The 16479-nt window shown below is 60.6% G+C and carries 9 protein-coding genes and 1 tRNA gene; 2 read left to right on the top strand and 8 right to left on the bottom strand.

Annotation, left to right across the window (positions count from 1 at the left end; all coding sequences use genetic code 11):
* Positions 1 to 22 precede the first annotated feature (22 nt).
* Entirely contained in the window at positions 23 to 6718 is a 6696-nt protein-coding gene (locus ACR9Y2_RS09405) for an InlB B-repeat-containing protein (RefSeq protein ID WP_435040885.1), read from the bottom strand.
* Between the two features lie 527 nt (positions 6719 to 7245).
* Between ACR9Y2_RS09405 and ACR9Y2_RS09400 the strand changes: the two genes are divergently transcribed.
* A tRNA-Pro gene (locus ACR9Y2_RS09400) sits at positions 7246 to 7323 on the top strand.
* Positions 7324 to 7408: 85 nt separating this feature from the next.
* Here the strand turns inward: ACR9Y2_RS09400 and ACR9Y2_RS09395 are convergent.
* Together ACR9Y2_RS09395 and ACR9Y2_RS09390 are read right to left on the bottom strand one after the other, a co-directional pair.
* A complete protein-coding gene (locus ACR9Y2_RS09395; RefSeq protein WP_435040884.1) occupies positions 7409 to 8566 on the bottom strand; it encodes a tyrosine-type recombinase/integrase in 1158 nt (385 codons plus the stop codon).
* Positions 8559 to 8966 (bottom strand): helix-turn-helix domain-containing protein, encoded by a 408-nt coding sequence (locus tag ACR9Y2_RS09390; RefSeq protein WP_435040882.1) that lies wholly within the window; start codon positions 8964 to 8966, stop codon positions 8559 to 8561. Before ACR9Y2_RS09390 ends, ACR9Y2_RS09395 begins: the two co-directional genes overlap by 8 nt.
* A 749-nt stretch (positions 8967 to 9715) precedes the next feature.
* Between ACR9Y2_RS09390 and ACR9Y2_RS09385 the strand changes: the two genes are divergently transcribed.
* Positions 9716 to 10018: a hypothetical protein gene (locus ACR9Y2_RS09385; protein ID WP_435040881.1), complete on the top strand. Its 303-nt coding sequence runs from the start codon at positions 9716 to 9718 to the stop codon at positions 10016 to 10018.
* 280 nt (positions 10019 to 10298) lie between these two features.
* Here the strand turns inward: ACR9Y2_RS09385 and ACR9Y2_RS09380 are convergent, their stop codons facing one another.
* From ACR9Y2_RS09380 to trbL, 5 genes are all read right to left on the bottom strand, one after another.
* Positions 10299 to 11285 carry a hypothetical protein gene (locus ACR9Y2_RS09380; protein WP_435040880.1) on the bottom strand — a complete coding sequence of 329 codons (987 nt, stop codon included), beginning with the start codon at positions 11283 to 11285 and terminating at the stop codon, positions 10299 to 10301.
* Positions 11286 to 11772: 487 nt separating this feature from the next.
* Positions 11773 to 13227, bottom strand: a complete 1455-nt coding sequence (locus ACR9Y2_RS09375) for a TrbI/VirB10 family protein (RefSeq protein WP_435040879.1) — start codon at positions 13225 to 13227, stop codon at positions 11773 to 11775.
* Positions 13211 to 14278, bottom strand: a complete 1068-nt coding sequence (gene trbG / locus ACR9Y2_RS09370; protein ID WP_435040877.1) for a P-type conjugative transfer protein TrbG — start codon at positions 14276 to 14278, stop codon at positions 13211 to 13213. Before trbG ends, ACR9Y2_RS09375 begins: the two co-directional genes overlap by 17 nt.
* Positions 14279 to 14298: 20 nt before the next feature.
* Positions 14299 to 15030, bottom strand: coding sequence for a conjugal transfer protein TrbF (gene trbF, locus ACR9Y2_RS09365; RefSeq protein WP_435040876.1), 732 nt, complete (start codon positions 15028 to 15030; stop codon positions 14299 to 14301).
* A gap of 15 nt (positions 15031 to 15045) precedes the next feature.
* The gene (trbL, locus tag ACR9Y2_RS09360) at positions 15046 to 16323 is read right to left on the bottom strand and encodes a P-type conjugative transfer protein TrbL (RefSeq protein ID WP_435040875.1); all 1278 of its coding nucleotides are present in this window, start codon (positions 16321 to 16323) and stop codon (positions 15046 to 15048) included.
* Positions 16324 to 16479: the final 156 nt, after the last annotated feature.

The raw sequence follows: 16479 nt of genomic DNA, 5'->3' as shown, positions 1-16479 counted from the left end.
GCGGTAGCAGTAATGTGAGCTTCTACGGAATGGTCCAGGCGCCGGTCTTGACCCACCCGGAGTCGCGATTCAGCGGATCGAGCATGCGTTGATAGAGATCCTTGGCGCCCGCCATCGGCGCCTTCAGGGTAACGGGGACGCTCAGTGTCAGGACGCCTGATTGGCTGTTGGCGGAAGCGGTGCCGGTGTTGATCGAACACGCGCTGCTGTCGAGAGCGTTCGAGGCTACCCCTGGGGCGACGGGACCAAGGAAGAAGCCCACATCTCCGGAGTACATCCACAGCCCGTTGCCGGCCCGGTCGTAGTGGACAAAGCAGAACGGCTGCCCTCCGCCATCGGTGGCTTTCGCAATGAGGAACTGCATCCAGCCCAGCGGTGCGCCTTCAAAGCCGGCAGGGTCGGCATAGGTCACCGCGAAGGTCTGCAGGGCGCTCGATCCGGAGTTCGGCACGGCGCTCATTGCGCCCAAAACCGCGGCCGAGGTCGTCCATGTGCCTTTCAGCTGCCAGCCCGTGTCGAGCTCGCCGATCGTGTAGGCGCGGAGGTAGATGTTTCGCGCCCCCGCCGCTTTGAAGAGAATATCGGCTTTCAACGTAAGCGCGGTCCCATTCCCTGTCACCGTCGATGTCTTTGTATTGAAACCGCAGAAGGAGTTTTGCAGAAGTGCGCTCGGCGTCCCCCGTTTCACCGGACCAACGAAGAAACCGCCATCGCCATACACCCAGAACGAGTCTCCCTGGACGTCGTAATGGATGAAGCAGAATGGCTGCCCTCCACCGTCGGGAGCGGCGGCCACCAGCAATTGCACCCAGGCCAGGTTCTGGTAGCCCAGTCCGGCGGAATACCCGGCCGTCAACGTCGCGGGCGAGCCGGAACCCGACGAGGGACTGACACTGATCACGCTGGGATGCGGATCAATCGCGGCAAAGCTGGCGGTGACCGTCTTCGGGGCGGACATCGTCAGCGCTTGCGGATTGGCTGCGCCACTGAGGCCATTACTGAAGGATGTAAAGGAATAGGCATACGCCGGACTGGCAGTCACCTGCAGGATCTGTGCTTCATCAAACCAGCCGTCAGCCGCGGAGGGCACCGTGGTCACGCTCCCAGCACCAACTGGCAGGACATTGGTGATCAAGGCGTATTGGGTCTTGAAGTTCGCCGTGTAAGTGACAGGACTGGTCCCGGCTGTCACGGTGTGCGACTGGGCACCGCTATCACTCCACCCTGTGAAAAGCCGTCGAGTGCCTCCGGTTCCCTGCGGCGAGGAGATGCTGATTGTGTGACTCGAACCCGCGGCCCAACCCAGGGCCTTGGGCGTCGGGTAGGTGAATCCGTCCGCGACAACGTTCAGCCCCGGAGGGTTACTCACCAAATTGACGAGCGTCAGAATGTTCGTGGAGTCGGAGTTACTGGCACTGGCCGAGCCGCCCCCTCTGACACTGACTTGGTTCACCTGTGGAGACGATGCATTCGAAGAGACGACGGCCTTCACCATGATCGGCTGATAGCTGGCGCCGGCGGCCAGGGCGTCGCCGCGGGAGCAACTCGTGGCAGTGGCGCAGGACCAGCCGTTGCCTTCCGTGGAAACGGCGGTCAGCCCGGCCGGCAGCGTATTCGTGACGATCACGGTGCCGTTGGTTGGCCCAGCACCCGAGGCATTGCGGACGACCACCAGATAGTAAGCATCTTTCTGGCCTTGCGTGAAATCGCCGACATGCGTACTGGTCACCGAGAGCACCGGCGCTTTTCCATTCGGCTCGAAGTAAGCGGTAATACTGGACGGCTGGAACAGATAAAAACTCGTCGTGGGATTGCTGCCGGCCAGGATCCCGCTGAAGTCCTTGAAAATGTAACCGGGATCCGCCTTCGCCACCACCTGAAGGTACGATTTGTTGTACCAGCCGCTGGGTGGCGTGATGGTGCCGCCCACCGTGGCGGTCGTAGTGAGGTAGTACTGGTCGGCGAAAAAGGCCTCAATCACACGCGGCCGCAGGGAGGAGGCGATGACAGTGTGGGAGACGGCCCCGCCGTCGGTCCACATATTGAACACGGAGCGCTGCCCGTTGACAGCAGCGGTGGGCGAATCGACCGCGATGACGTGGCTGCTGCCATAGGACCAGTTGAACGTCTGTCCGGAGGGATAGGCGACGCCATCCACCGTTACGCCACCGATGGCGGACTTCAACTGGTAGGTCACGGTGGGGAGTGAGGTCGTCAGGACAACGGCGCCGGCGCCGCCGGTGGCGATCGCCGTCACGTTCGTCAAATCCTGCGGTTGGGCCGTGAAGGCGGCGTCCTCGCAGCCCCAGGTCAGAATTGTCCCGTCCTTCTTCTGCCCCAGCCTGCACCAGCCCGCAAGGGCTATTCTGGCCAGGCCGGTCCAACTCGCAGGGGGCGCCAAGTTTACGCCCCACAGCGTGAGTGTGCCGTCGGCGGCAAGGGCGGCAAATGATTCCAGTGCGACGGCCTTCGGAAGGTTCGCTGGCGGAAGATTGGCATTTCCGAAGCCGAGTTGCAGCACCGACCCGTCGGCCGTCAGAACGCTGGCCCAGGTATCCACTCCTAACTCGACTACGTTCTTGGCCAGCGCTGCCAGGATAGGGTTCACCCCGGTCAGCCTGCCCCAGTACTGCACGGTGCCGTCCGCCCTCAGGGCGACTTCAAAATCCTGGCCTGCGTCAATCGCAACAATATCAGTGGGTCCGGACGGAATGCCCACGATGTTGGAAGGGTAACCCCATCCCACGACCGTCCCATCCGACTTCAGCGCGATCGTAAACAGATTACCCGCCGCGACCGCGATGACGTCCGTGAGTCCCTGTGGCACCTCACATTGGTGCTCGGCGTTCCCACCCCATGCAGCTACGGTCCCATTCTTACGAACGGCTACGAGATGGTCTCCGCCCACGGACACTGCTACGACGTCGTTCAGACTCGCTGGCATTGGGGCGGTTTCGACCAGGCTAAGTGTCGACCACAAGACCGGAACTGCCGTGGCATTCACCGCGGTGGAATCTAGAGCGGTGTGGGTAATCGGATCACCGCCCCCGCTCGCTGACGCCTGTAGCGCCAACGAGGCTGGCGCGTTCTGATCGATCGAGGCCAGCACGAGGATCGTGGGATAGTACTGGCCGCCGGCCAGGGTATCGCTCCTGGAGCAGGAGTTGTTCCCGCAACTCCAGCCAGGTCCGCGAAGCGATGTGATCTGAAGGCCGGCCGGGGCAGTCAGCGTCACCTGCACCGGCGCGGATGTTGGTCCACCTTGCGGCTCGTTACCAACCCGCAGGAGATAGACCGCATTGGTTTGTCCACGCAGGAATGCACTGGTATGGCGCAGGTCAATGTTCAGCGAAGCCCGGGGTTGGACCGGAACAAAGTTGGCGTCGATGGCCATGGGCCCTCTGATTTGAATTTGCCGGGGAAAAGCCAACCCGTGGAGGTCTCCACTGAAGCCGGAAAACGCATACCCTGAATTCGCCGCCGCGTGGATGCTTAAGTAGGAATCCGCATCCACATACCCCGTGGATGGAGTGATCGCACCTCCTGTCGAAGCGGAGGTAGTCAGCAGGAATTGCGGGAACAACGTGGCGTCAATCTTGTAGTTGGCAGAGAACTGAATTGTCCGGGAAGCAGGTGCGGCAATATCCGACCAGCCGTTGAAGACATACCGGACGCCGGGCACGGAGCTGTTCTGGGGTGAAGCAATGGATAGAGAGTGCGGGCTGCCAGCCGTCCAAGTGAAGGCCTGCCCCGAAGAGTAGGACACTCCATCCACCACAAAGACGATTCCGGCTACCCCCATTGAAATCTGCACCGAGATCGGAGCAGGAACTGAACTGATGGCCAGGCTGTGGGACAGTCCGCCCGCCACAGCCGACACTTCAATCAAGTTGGAAGGCACGGTCGCCTGCCCGCTGCCGTTGGCGCCCCAGGCCTGCGGCGTGCCGCTCCAGGACAGGGCGATCCCATGCCCATCGCCGGCTGCCACGGCACGGATGTCCGACAGCCCCGGAGGGATCCCGGAGAGAATCGAGGCGGGATTATTGCCCCACACGGCCACAGTTCCGTCGTCCTGTACCGCCATGCTGAAGTGGGTCCCGGCCGCCACCGACACGACACGCGTGAGGTTCGCCGGCACGTTGCTTTCGCCAGCCGTATTGCTGCCCCACGCCACCACGCTGCCGTCGCCCAGCACCGCCAGGGAATGGTCGCCGCCCGCGGCGATGGCGATGGCATTGGTGACCCCCGCGGGCACGGTCGACTGACCACTGCCGTTGGCGCCCCACGCAACCACGGTTCCGCTGCTCGTGAGCGCCAGGCTGTGGTTGGCGCCGGCCGCAATGGCCACAACCTGTGATAGTGACGAGGGGATTGTGGCCTGGCCGCTGAAATTCTCCCCCCAGGCAACTACACCGCCGGAGTTGTTGAGCGCCAGATTGTGATAGGCACCGGAGGCGATCGAAACGACGTTCAGGAGGCCTGAGGGCACCTTCGTCTGCAGTTTTGAATTGTCGCCCCAGGCTACAGCCGTTCCGTCGCCCCTTAGCGCCAGGCTGTGGCGCGCTCCGGCCGAGACATCGACAAGGTTCGTCAATCCGGCAGGGAAGCTGCCCTGACTGTATGTATTGTCGCCCCAGGCCACGATGCCATTCGCGGAGCCAAACACCTTCGACGACGCAGTCGCTCCCTTGACCTGGCTGGGGCCGGAAGCAGTAACTGTGACCATCGGTGCCACAAAACCTGTACCAGAATCCACTGCCGCGATCAGCACAACGGCCGGATACGCCTGTCCCTGGAGGAGGGTGTCCGATCGCGTGCACGAGTTGGCGTTGCAGGTCCAACCGGTGCCCCATGCTTTGAGTACGGTGAGGCCCGTGCCCGCGGCCTGAAGCACAATTCCGCTGGCCGGACCAGTGCCGGAGTTGACGATGCGGGCCAGATAGACGGCATTCTGCTGCCCTTGGATCGCGGGACGCAGCGCCTGCAGGGTGACGCGCAGCAATGCGCTGGCAGGTTGCGCAAAATTGGCAGTGACGTCTTTCGCCGAGTCCAGGGTGAGCCGTAGCGGATTGTTACCTTCGGACACCTGAGACACCGTGAAATCGCTGAATTGGTACCCGGCTTGCGGAACTGCCCGGATCAGCACCTCCGACCCGGCATCCAGGAACGACGAACCGGGCGAGATCGATCCTCCAGTTCCAGCCGCGGTGTTCAGTTGGAATTGAGTCCGGAAAGTAGCGGAGTAAGTGGTGTCCGCGCTCGGATAGACCGTCTGGGCGAGGGGCCCACCAATATTCCAGCTGCTGAAAAGATAGCGGACATAAGGCGCGAAGACCTGTGTCGCGGTAGTCGAGATCTGATGCTGGCTGCCGGGTATGACGGTCAGCGTGTAAGGCTCAGAATAGGAAATCCCATCGAACACGATGGCTGGTTTGGGCGTGGTTACGCTGATGGGACCCCGAACACCAGTGGTTAACGGCTGAATCGTGATGCTGATGAGAGGCGTGGAAATGACCGCTACCGCGTGGCTGGACGCTCCTGCGATTGAGCTCACATGCGCCAGTTGAGGAGCGTATCCTGTTTGCCCTTTGTCGTTGTTACCCCAGCCAACCACAGAACCATCGTCTTTGACTGCAAGGACATATCCGTCCCCAGCCAGGTCCACTACATGATTCAGATTCGCAGGAACCGAGGCGAGTCCGCCCCCTGAGGTATTCCAGGCAGCAACGGTACCATCTGCCCGGACCCCGGCCATCGTGCCCCCGCCAACCGATCGCACCCTGACCAGTTTGGATAAGCCGCTGGGAACAGCCGGCGCGGAATTTCCCCAGGTCACGACACTCCCGTCCCACTTCAGCGCTATGGCTTGGCCAGTCGTGGTGGAGATACTCACAACCCCGGTGAGATTGGGAGGTACGCTCAATTCGCCGTCGGGGGAGGTGCCCCACGCCACGACCGTGCCGTCGCCCTTAAGCGCCAGGCAATGCCCGGACGCGGCCGCAATTGATACGACATCGCGCAGATTCGAAGGGGGCGGAGGAAATTGCGCCAGGCGGCCCCAAGCCGCCACGCTACCGTCGCTTTTCAGCGCACAGGTGGCATCCTTGCCGGCCGCGACGGCGATCACCCCAGTCAACGCACTGCCGACCACGGAACTCTCCCTCCCGTAGGCCGCCCACAACAACAACGTGCCATCGCTCCTGAGCGCCACGGCGTGTTGATCCCCGGTCGCCGCGGCAACGACGTCCGTCGCCTGGTAAGGAATATAGCCTCCAATCGCACCCGAGTCCCCCCACCTGACCAGATAACCGCCGTAGCCCACCGGAGAGGTATCAATGCTGGTGTTGTTTGTCGGGTCGGAGTCCCCACCACCGGATACGGTAATGGAGTTGACGACGGTTTCCGGAGCACTCGGGGCTACTGATGCCAGCACCAGAATGGTCGGGAGCATCTGTCCGGCCGAAAAGGCATCATTTCTCGTGCAAATATGGCCCTGGCACGACCAACCGGTGCCGGACATCGAAATGAGGGAGATGCCGTTCGGCAGAGCCTCTGTCACAGTAATGGCGCCCGCGGTGGAAGTGCTACCTGTATTAATCACTCGAATCAAGTAAGTCGCATTGATCTGGCCCCGCACAAAACTATTCCCGCGAGCGACATTGACAGCCAGGTCAGGTCCGGCCGCTGCATGCGCGCCTGCCTGATACTGGAAGACCATGGACTGCGCGAGTAGCCCCACCCCGGCTGCGCGCTGAAGCAGATCCGGCCGGTGAGGCGTGTCTCTAACCTGTGCGACGGAAAATGAAGAACCCAGCACAAAAAGGCATGAAGCCAGGGGAATAAAGCGAGCGATATCAGACCGCAAAGAGACCTCAATGCAAAACTACATTGAGCAGCCAGGCAAGTCAACTAACTCACGCTACATCCTTTATGATTCTCAACGATTTAGCCTTGAGCTTAATATCCAGTTAAACTACGTCTCGATTCGATCTCTCGTTTAGCCTCGGCGAATGCTCGATTTTGGGCGGCGGCTGGCACATCTCGGTCATGACTCCTTGCGCCCGGCACAAAGCAGACCCGGTCTCTCGATCAGCGGAAATTGAGTAGGTATGGGGTGCCTGCCCCGGGGCAGGATGAATAGACAACCGGGCAGGCCGCTCCCGAGGACCCGAAGGCGTCCCGAAAGCATTGCGGTGGTGCGAGGGACATGGGTGTGCGACAATGAGGATGTTCGTTTCACGGTGTCGGGCCGTGGCGCAGCCTGGCTAGCGCGCTTGCTTGGGGTGCAAGAGGTCCCGAGTTCAAATCTCGGCGGCCCGACCAACTAACTCCTTCAGAATCAGTCCATCTTCATCTCCTCAAAACATCTGCCGGCAGAGAGTGTGCACGAAAGTGTGCAGAAACTCGTTCAGATCGCATCGTGTGTGCTCGAAATCCCCCGCTCATTGGCTTGCCGATCGATCTTCGCTAGCGCTTCCCGCATCATCCCCAACTTGGCTTGACTGTAGAGCTTGAAGACGTCAGCGTCGCTCTGCCGGAGCATCTGGGTCACCATGTGATCGGCCACACCACCCGCACTGAGCCTGGTTGCGAATGTGTGCCGCAGTTCGTACGGGGCGAAGTATGGAACATCAGCCTTCTTCAGGGTCGCGGCCCAGACCTTTCGGAGATTCGTCATGTAGGGCTTGGACGCATTCTGTTTAGGGCTGGGGAAGAGATACTCGCTCCCCGGCGTCTCTTCGATCTGACGCCGGAACGCCTCTCGAGCCGTTTGGGAAAGGGGCATGTCACCAATCCCAGTCGCCGTCTTCGAATCCGAGATATGAACCAGCGCGTTCTCGAGATCGACCTGGTTCTTTTTCATCGGAAGAAGCTCCTTCCTGTATCGCAATCCCAGCTCAGCGATGATGATCACGACGTTTCGAAGGTAGCTCGGAGCAGCGAGTTCGATCCTAGCCTGCTCGCTCGCCGACATGTAATGCGGCTTCCTGGTCGTTTTCCGGACTGAGGCCGGAAACTCGACTGACAGACACGGATTGGTGCCCAGCACCTTCTGCTTCACGGCGACATTCAGTATGTGCGACAGGATACGGAGCTCCTGATGCGCGGTTGCCGGCTTGATCGTTCCACGCAACTCCAGACCGAACTTTGTGCGAACTCGTCGTCCCGACTGCAGACGAACCGCGAGATAGTCCTCGACAGCCTCTGCGGTGATATCGGCTAAGGCCATATGGCCAAATGCGGGTCGCAGGAACTTCAGCGCATTCAGGTTCTGTTGGTGATTACCGGGGCTGCGAAATGGTGGCTTCGATCGTCGCTCGAGAAACCAGTCCGCCCACGCGTTGAAGGTGAACTCCTTGCTTCTAAGCAGAACAGAGAGACGCCCTTCGTCTCGCGCATCAAGGCGGTCTCGAAGGAACCGCTCCGCCTCCTGGCGGTCGGCAGTGCCCGCCGACTCGCGTATCCATTCTCCTTTCTGGTCCTTGTAGCGAACCTGCCAAGTCATCGAGTTCTTTCTCTTGTAGACTGCGCCGCCGATCATCGGTGGACGCCCGTGTTTAGCCATTTGTCCCTCCATTCACGTGGAACTGTTGGCGCCACTGCGCCAGTTCAGACAGCCTGAACCGGACAGTGCGCCCCATCATTCGGAAATGGGGAATCTGCTTCCGCTCAACATAAGCGTAAACGAGGGACGGGCTTACTCCGAGAAAGCTGGCAGCCGCCTTCACATCCACTGGACGCTCGAGACTCAGCGGTGCAAGTCCTGAAGGGGTAGCACCCGCAGTGCCAGCTGATGCAGTTGCTTCAGCAGCACCTGGCGAAGTGGTGGAGTGAGGCAACTCACGAACAACCGCTGCGCTTCGGATGCTATCAAATTGGGATAGCTCAGTGACTTGGTCGATCTCGCTGCTCTTCACATTTGCCTCCAATCTGTACGCCACGAGAAGGGTTGAGTGGGACCACATATACGACGAAGTCCAGATTTGGCGCGAAATAATTGCATGTCCCTAGCTGGACGACCATCGATCAATCAAACCGCCCACCGGGAGTCCACCCTCAGGTCTTAGGACCCGGAGGCTTTGAAGCAATTGCGAGTCTCGTTGCCATTGCGTCGGTAGGCGACGACAAACGCCAGGGGATCCACGAGTCGGCATTCTAGGGGCGCTGGGACCAAGACGCATCCAGTGGTAAAGCCAATGTAGGGCTCGGCATTCTAGGGGCGCTTGCCCCGACAATCAATCAGTGGGCTGTGGAAATGTGGAGTTTTCCACGGCATTCTGGGGGCGGCGATCCGGTCGTTTCTCGGTCTTCTAGGGGCGCTGGATCGGCATTCTGGGGGCACATAATCCTATATGCTCCTGTACAGATCCAGTAGTAGGTGGCGGCCTTCCTGTGGAAATGTGGAAAATCTCGGGGAGGAACCGCGCCGCCTGCGGCTGGGGAAACGTCGATTGCGAGGATTCGCACATCACAAAAACCCCGCTAACACGAGTAGCCGGCTTCAAGCATCCACGCTAGAGGGTCGCGCAAACCCCGGATCCACTATCATTGGGGCATGCCGGAAGAGCATGACGCGCAAAGAGCGCCGTCGGTCGGGCACCCAATGGCGATTGATCACGCTGCACCCAGCGCGTCCCCCGGGCTCCCTGGGCTCCTCGCCAGACCAAGCGATGCGCCCGTCTATCACGGATTTGAGGTCCTCCATGACGTCGTCGTGGACGGCTTCACCTTTGGGATGATCACCGATTTTGAAGCCGAACCCGCGGGTTACGGGGATGCTTTTGTGATCGCGCCGGACAACAGTCGGGCTGGATTGGTCTGGGAGGTTTCAGAAGCCCAAGTCTTCGAACAAGTCTGCGCCGCGACGGAGGATCGGTGGGGAGTATGGGCCGTCACTTTCCCTCTGCCCATGACCAGCCGCGACAATGTTGCCAGGAATCTGGCGTCTATAGTCGTGCAGTTGAAGGTGAAATGGGAGACCTGGAAGGATAGGATAGGCGCGGTAGAGAAGGGTTAAGAAGGCGAGCAACCCGCGCGGCGTTCGGATCGGGAACTTGTGTCGTCTCGCAGGGTCAAGGCGGGTATGCGCTTCCGGCGAAGCCAGTATTTCTTGCCGGCCCTGAGGCTGTCCCCTCTTCTTGATCCCCTTCGCCAAGGCAGACTTCTGACGTCTCTAGTTTGTACGCCATTGCCGCGTAGGCGGCGCACCGCAATGTACGCGAAGCCGGTCTCGCGGCAGATATCGGACGCCTCGCGTGCCGTGGAAATAGATCCATCTATGGCCAGACTAATCGCTCTCATTTCGAGAGAAGTCGGAACGAACTGAGCGCGCGATTCAGGTCCGGGGGGCTGGACTCGTTACCCGTCCAGGATGCACTGAAAGCGTACAGGCGACTGTCGGCGCACATGAATCTCTCGGAGCCTCGGTCATCAGCACAAGCCGCTCCAGACTGGGGGTTGCAGCGAGCGTTCAATTGATATTCGAACACGGCCTTGCCATTGGATCTACTCTCCGTCATCGTGGCGGGATCTATTCGAAAGCGGGACTGAGACGACTCCGGCCCGTCAGGCGATTGCCTGGCTGCGTTTACGATCCGTTGAAAGGCGTCATCGCACCCATGCGGAAACTTGACTACGCGAACACTCCACCCACCATTCGGGAAAGAACTGGTATACACAGTTATGTTCGGATTCTGTGGGTCTGGGTGCGGTGACGGCGCCGCGTGGAATCGCATCGCGAATCCGTCGGCGGGATACACGTATTCCATCCATTCCCAGGCTTGTCCGCGTTGTGTGGCTTGTCCCGATGCGCTGATGGGGCGGCAGAACGATTGGGCAAAGGCACGAAGCATAGGCTTCACCGGGCGTCCGTGCCTTTCGGTCCAAAGATTCATCCCGAAGGCGAGGGATGCAGCACCGCGCGGCACCTTCGCGTCGGGCCCTGTTCCTTCAATCCAAGGGAACCGGACGGTAACGTCACCTTCGCCCCGTTTGATGTGGACCACTGTGCCGCCTTCGGTCTGGTGAAGTAGCGCCTCGTCGCAATAGTGACCGCCTTCGGCATATCGTTCTGCGTAGACCTGCAGGACGGCGCTGTCAACCGACTGTAACGAGTAGTGGATTGTTAACTCAAATTGAACCTTTTGTCCTTCGTGCAGTTGAACTCCTTCGGCAGGTGATACGGCCATGATTTGTGCACGATCCGCATCTGTGGCATCTGGTGCGCCAAGGGAAACCGCGTAGAGAATGAGTGCAAGCACCGGATCAGCGAGCATCGATGCCATTCTATACGTTCCTGGCCCTCGGACAACTGCTTCACTTGGCCATTCACTCCATCACCTCACGTACTGGCCCTGCAACGGCCAGCGATGTTCTTGGCTTCGATTCCGACTGTGATTCTGCCTTCTCACTTTCCCTCACAATCGTCCGTGATGATGGGCTCCCATATCGCCCTCGTATTCGCGTGCTGGCTCACCGTAATCTCGTTGGCTCAGCGATGGTGGCCGGCAACAACCGGACCCTACCCGGCAATGCGGCCAAGGCTAGTCAATGCTGCGCTGTGATCTGAGGATTCCCGCGGCTTGCTTGGCTCCTTGGGGCGTCTCAGCACGGTCCAACGCCAGCGCTGGCCGTTACTCCCGGAATGGCTTCTGCAATCAATTCGCTTCTAGTTAGCACAGCCACCAAGTCGATCCGTGTGGTGTCAATGGGTCAAAGATGGCGGTACGCGAAAGGCTGGTGTAGGAAGGAGGTAAGTATCGGCGCAGGACGTCACTTTGGAGGCACGGCCTCATACGTTGCGTCGAACAAGATGTCACGGTTGACGCGCACATTGAAGCGGTAACCGATGGGGATCTTGATGGTCGGCTGGACATTCAGGTTCCGCCTGGTGATCTGGGCACCTAGATCCGCGGCTTGCTGGCCGGCGGAGCTTCCGGCAACCTGCGATGGACTTGGGTACGTCAGTAGCGATCGATTCCGGTTTTGGGCGATCTCGGAGGCGGCAGCGAATAAGCTCGTGAGGACTGCGAAGCCGATCAGGCGCCTGTAGTGGCGGTCCACCTTGTCGCGAAAGCCCGAATAGCCGTGCGCGTCTTGTCCGACCATACCGGACAAGTCCAGCGAGGACCCGTCTGGGTAGATGACCCGGTCCCAGATCACCTGAACCCCGTCCTGCCCGTAGCCGATCCTGGCATTGTATGCGCCGACCAGGCGAGCGCCTTGTGGGATCAGGAGGAATCGGCCGGTTGCTGTGTCATAGACGTTCGAGGACACCAACGCCTTGAGCTCTCCGGGCAGATCCGAGTTGAGCGCTTGCTCCAGTACTGCAGGGATCTCCCATCCAGCTTTAATTTCGTAACGGGACAGCGGGGCGGTTCGAGTGGACTTCAGGTAGTCATCGGTCTGACTGGTCCGGGCTCCAGCCAGGAAAGACTCCTTGCGATCCTGCATGTTCGGGTCGACGTCGTTGGCGCCCTCCGTTCGCGCGTTCGCTCCCGTGGTGGCCAGGCCGCGCAGGATCTCTGAAGTGAGTTGGGAGCCGCCGTTCTGCGGCCCTAGGGTCTGAAGCATCGAGGCGAGTTGGGCGGCATCGTCGCCGCCGTTGCGCGTCCCGTGGCCGGATTGAGATTGACTACCAAACCCCGGCGATCCGAATCCTTCTCTCAAGGTGGTTGGGGCGGCAATTGCCTGCTGCTCCCGTTCGTAGGCGGCGATGAGACGACGCTCCTCGGGAGATGGCTCGCGTGGCGGAGGAGGTTGTGCCGGGACCGGTTGCGCTGGTATCGGCGCCTGGCGAACGAAGACCTGTCCGCCATTGGCCGGAACGCCGCCGGGTCGCAAAGGTGCCGAGCCCGGTTGGAGTTCTCCGGGCGGCACAAGAGTCCCCGACTCAGAAGAAGCCGCATGCAGCGATGACGCGTTCGGTAGATTTCCCGAGGGTATGTCCTTCGCGATATCCAGGCCTGCGGCGGTCGCCGGCGAGACGTTTGTGGGTGTATTGCCTTGGGCCAACGCAACGACCTGCCGCTGTTGGCGTTTGTATCCGCCGTAAGCGAACAGCCCGAGGATGACGGCGGCAATGGCCATGAGCATGCCGGCCGCTCGTTTACTGACACGAACGGGACGGGGTGGCCGCGGATTCAGATCGAGCCCGGTGGGCGAGTCACCGAATCGAGTCGCAACGGGCTTGGTCGTCCCAGCGAGCGGGTCAGCCCTTTCGTTCACGATGGATCTCCACCTTTCGAGCCTTCTTACCGCTGCCGAGAATCAACTGCGCTCGTTCAAATAGCCGATCGACGATGTACATGTCATCCTTGACCCGGTAGTTGACCATCTCCGCCTTTCGGTCCGGGCCAATGACCACGAGCACCGGCGCTTCCCGGTTCTTCACGGCCTGGCTGATCTGGATGTAGGTCTTCTTGCCGTCGTCGAAGACCCGAATGGGACGGATAGTCTCGTCTCCACCCTTGAGTTGGTAGTTGAAGTACATCGAGTCGACGGCATTGGGCGGGAGTTCGGCGATCCGTGTTGCCGCGGTCACTTGATTCTTCTGTTCAGCCAAATGCTGCTGCCATCTCTTCTCGTTCTCGCCGTCATCCGGGTAGGCGAAGGCCACCCGCGCGACGTAGTCATCCGACTTGGATAGGAGGCGCAGATAGTATGCGCGACGGTCCGTTGTGATGAGTAGATTCGTGTCGAGCCCCGGCGATTGCGGTTTTAGGACAATCACCGAAGTTATTGAAGCTCCGCTGCCGTAGGTGGCCGGGGATAGGTTCCAGCGGACCGAATCGCCGATGTGTGGCTCGCCCACAAGTTTCTCGCCGGCCTGCAGCTCAATCATGCACACCCGCAACGGCGCGCAGACCACGGTTGGGAGGCCGGCCCCGTATGAATACAAGACGCGTCCGTCGCGTCCGACGGTCGGCTCATTGTGCTCCGTCAGCCACTTCTCGCTGATCTGCACCGCATCCTGCGCCGTCCGTGTTAGCGGAACGTCTGTCTTCGGTTTGAATCCAGGTGGGACGATGGAATCGACGGGAGCCGGTGACGGGCTCATTGGGCCTGCCCCTTGGTTGGTGGCCTCATGGCTCTGCAGCGCGAAGAGTTGGGCCCCGAAGTCGTAGCGATCAAGGTAGGTCTGGTTGCCGGGCGATCCGCTCGTTGTTGTTTTCCCCGGCGGTAGCCGCTTGGCTTGAACCGGAGGACCACTATTCTGCTGACCCACAACAACCACCGCAGTTCCGATGGCGAAGGCTGAGATGATAAGCGCTCGCATTGAACTCCTTCCTTTCGGGCTTACAGAATCTTGCCCCAACTCGCATTCGTGACATAGATGCCGAGCGGGTTGATACGGGCCATTCGCTCATCCTGCGGTGGATTGACCGCGATGGTGAAGGCCGCCTTCCAGTGATCCTGGGCTTTCACGGCCCCATAGAGGTCGCGAGTGGTTTCGTTCCATTCGACTTCGAACGTCCGCTCGCTGGTTGGCAGGACCGATCGCACCTCCACGCTGACTGTTTCCGTTGACGCGCGCTTCTGTGGGGGAGCGGCGCGGTAGAACTCACTGATGAAGGCTTGGGATTGAGCTCCGCTCGCGATGTGCGCGTAGACACGGTCGATCGCCTTCCTCTGCGCGATTCCATCCGTCGTCACAGTGCGGAGATCCTCCACCCAAGTGAAGATCGTTGCCCGCTTGAGCCGATCGTCTGCTGCTGTCGCCTCCTCCGCTGGACCGGCGGCCACCGTTCGGCCGAGAGAGTCCATCGCAACGACAAATGGAACGATATGGGTCCTGGTGGATAGGCGAATCACTCCGCCGACCGCCACGATGGTGCTCAGCGCAGAGATCAGGGCCATGAGCCTCCAATTGCGTGCCCGTGTGACCAGATCTCCGTACCTCTCGTCCCATTCGCGGCGGGCGGCGAGATACGGGTTGTAGGTGGCAACCGTCGATGGTCCGCGTGGTTTCGCCGTCTCCTCTGCATGTGGCAGCGAAACGGGTTCTTCGAGCCTTACGGCGTTGGTCACTATGAAGACCCTCCTTTACTCGTGATGGTCGATATCCAGCTTTGGCGGGGCAGCGTGCGGGCCCGCATCCGGCGGAACTTGAGAGGAGATCCTTCGGGGGATGTCCGTCAGGTTCCTGGCTGCATCGAACATTGGTGCCGAAGGCTGCGATGACCGGTTTGCCGGTCCGGGCCCCGGTTCGCTTGGAGGTGGCACAGTTCCTCCGGCGTCGCCCTTGGAACCGGCAGACGCCAACATTGCCGGCATGGCGGACCCCTTGGCCGAGGCGGCGGATCCACTGGCGGTTGCTGCACCTGACCCTGAGAAAAGACCAGTTGCTCCAGCCGCTGCCCCGAGCGCGCTCAGTCCCATCGATGCGACGGCGACGGTGCCACCAGCGACGAACGCTCCGCTCGTTACCAAGTCGCCTCCGGAGAGAGCCGGCGAACCGCCCAGCACCGCGGCGAAGAGCTTGGGGATCTGCCAGCACAGCATCATGAAGATGATGGAGGCGCCCATGATCTCGAGGGCGGACATCGCCGGACTCGCGTCTGACGCTATGCTCTGCGCGTCTGTCATCCAATCGGCCGAGAGGTTCATTCCAGTGCCGATCAACAGGTAGAGCAGCATGATCTTGACCCCAGTCGAGACGCCAAGGCCGATGTAACGTTCCACATAGGGCGCGGTCCAGCGAGAGCCCCCGAAGCCGACGAAGATGAAACCAGCGGCGACGATGATGTAGCTCTCCACCATGGCGACGACGAACTGCACGGTGATCGCTATGAAGGAAAGAGCCGTGATGAGGCCAGTGAAGATCATCGCGAGGGAGGTGCCGAGGTTGGTGAAGAATGCAGCGGAACTGGAGGTCGCCATCAGGGCACCGGCGATATCAATGCCACGGGTGAAGACGTCGCTGGGTGCCATCGGGCCTGTACCAGAGGCAGCCTGGCCGATCAGCTCGAAGCTGTCTGTGATGGCCGGAATCCAGTAGCGGCCGTAGATCAACAGGGCGTAGAACGCGCCGAGCCACATCAACTTACGAATCAGCGCGGCCGTCCATGACTGCATGTCTGACTTCTCGAGCAGCATGACCGCGGCACTCCAGGCGAACTCGATGGTTGCGAGCAATCCGAAGAGTGTGTTGGCAAATGGCCAGACGGCGGTGAACCAGGTGGTCCGCTGGGCGCGGTACTGGTTCAGGATGGCGCTGGGTGCCTTTGCCTGCGCCTCGGCCAAGGGGGTCAGGAAGATGAGCAGCATCGTCAAGGCCGCTGCGAAGTGGATGATCTTTCGGGTGTTTTGATCTGTCTGCACTGGCACACACCTGTCCTCAAGTCGGAAAATGCACATGGGCAACGGCCGTTACTAAGGCCCCAGTTGGGCTGGCCGACTACTTCCAGCCCGACTGAAACGTCTGGTGGTCGTTAGCCGGTTTCCTCACCCACTGAGCAACGCCTCTCGCAGCCGAAC

Origin of the sequence: Paludibaculum fermentans, assembly GCF_051172195.1 — a bacterium.
GTDB lineage: Bacteria > Acidobacteriota > Terriglobia > Bryobacterales > Bryobacteraceae > Paludibaculum > Paludibaculum fermentans_A.
Note: the sequence above shows the minus strand (reverse complement) of the source record. Positions and strands in the feature narration are given on the sequence as shown.

Bases quoted from the DNA above. Each gene is read 5' to 3' on its own strand.
- ACR9Y2_RS09390 (WP_435040882.1), bottom strand. From the start codon at position 8,966: ATGTGGTCCCACTCAACCCTTCTCGTGGCGTACAGATTGGAGGCAAAT.
- ACR9Y2_RS09405 (WP_435040885.1), bottom strand. From the start codon at position 6,718: ATGGTCTTCCAGTATCAGGCAGGCGCGCATGCAGCGGCCGGACCTGAC.
- ACR9Y2_RS09380 (WP_435040880.1), bottom strand. From the start codon at position 11,285: ATGGCATCGATGCTCGCTGATCCGGTGCTTGCACTCATTCTCTACGCG.
- ACR9Y2_RS09395 (WP_435040884.1), bottom strand. From the start codon at position 8,566: ATGGCTAAACACGGGCGTCCACCGATGATCGGCGGCGCAGTCTACAAG.
- trbG (WP_435040877.1), bottom strand. From the start codon at position 14,278: ATGCGAGCGCTTATCATCTCAGCCTTCGCCATCGGAACTGCGGTGGTT.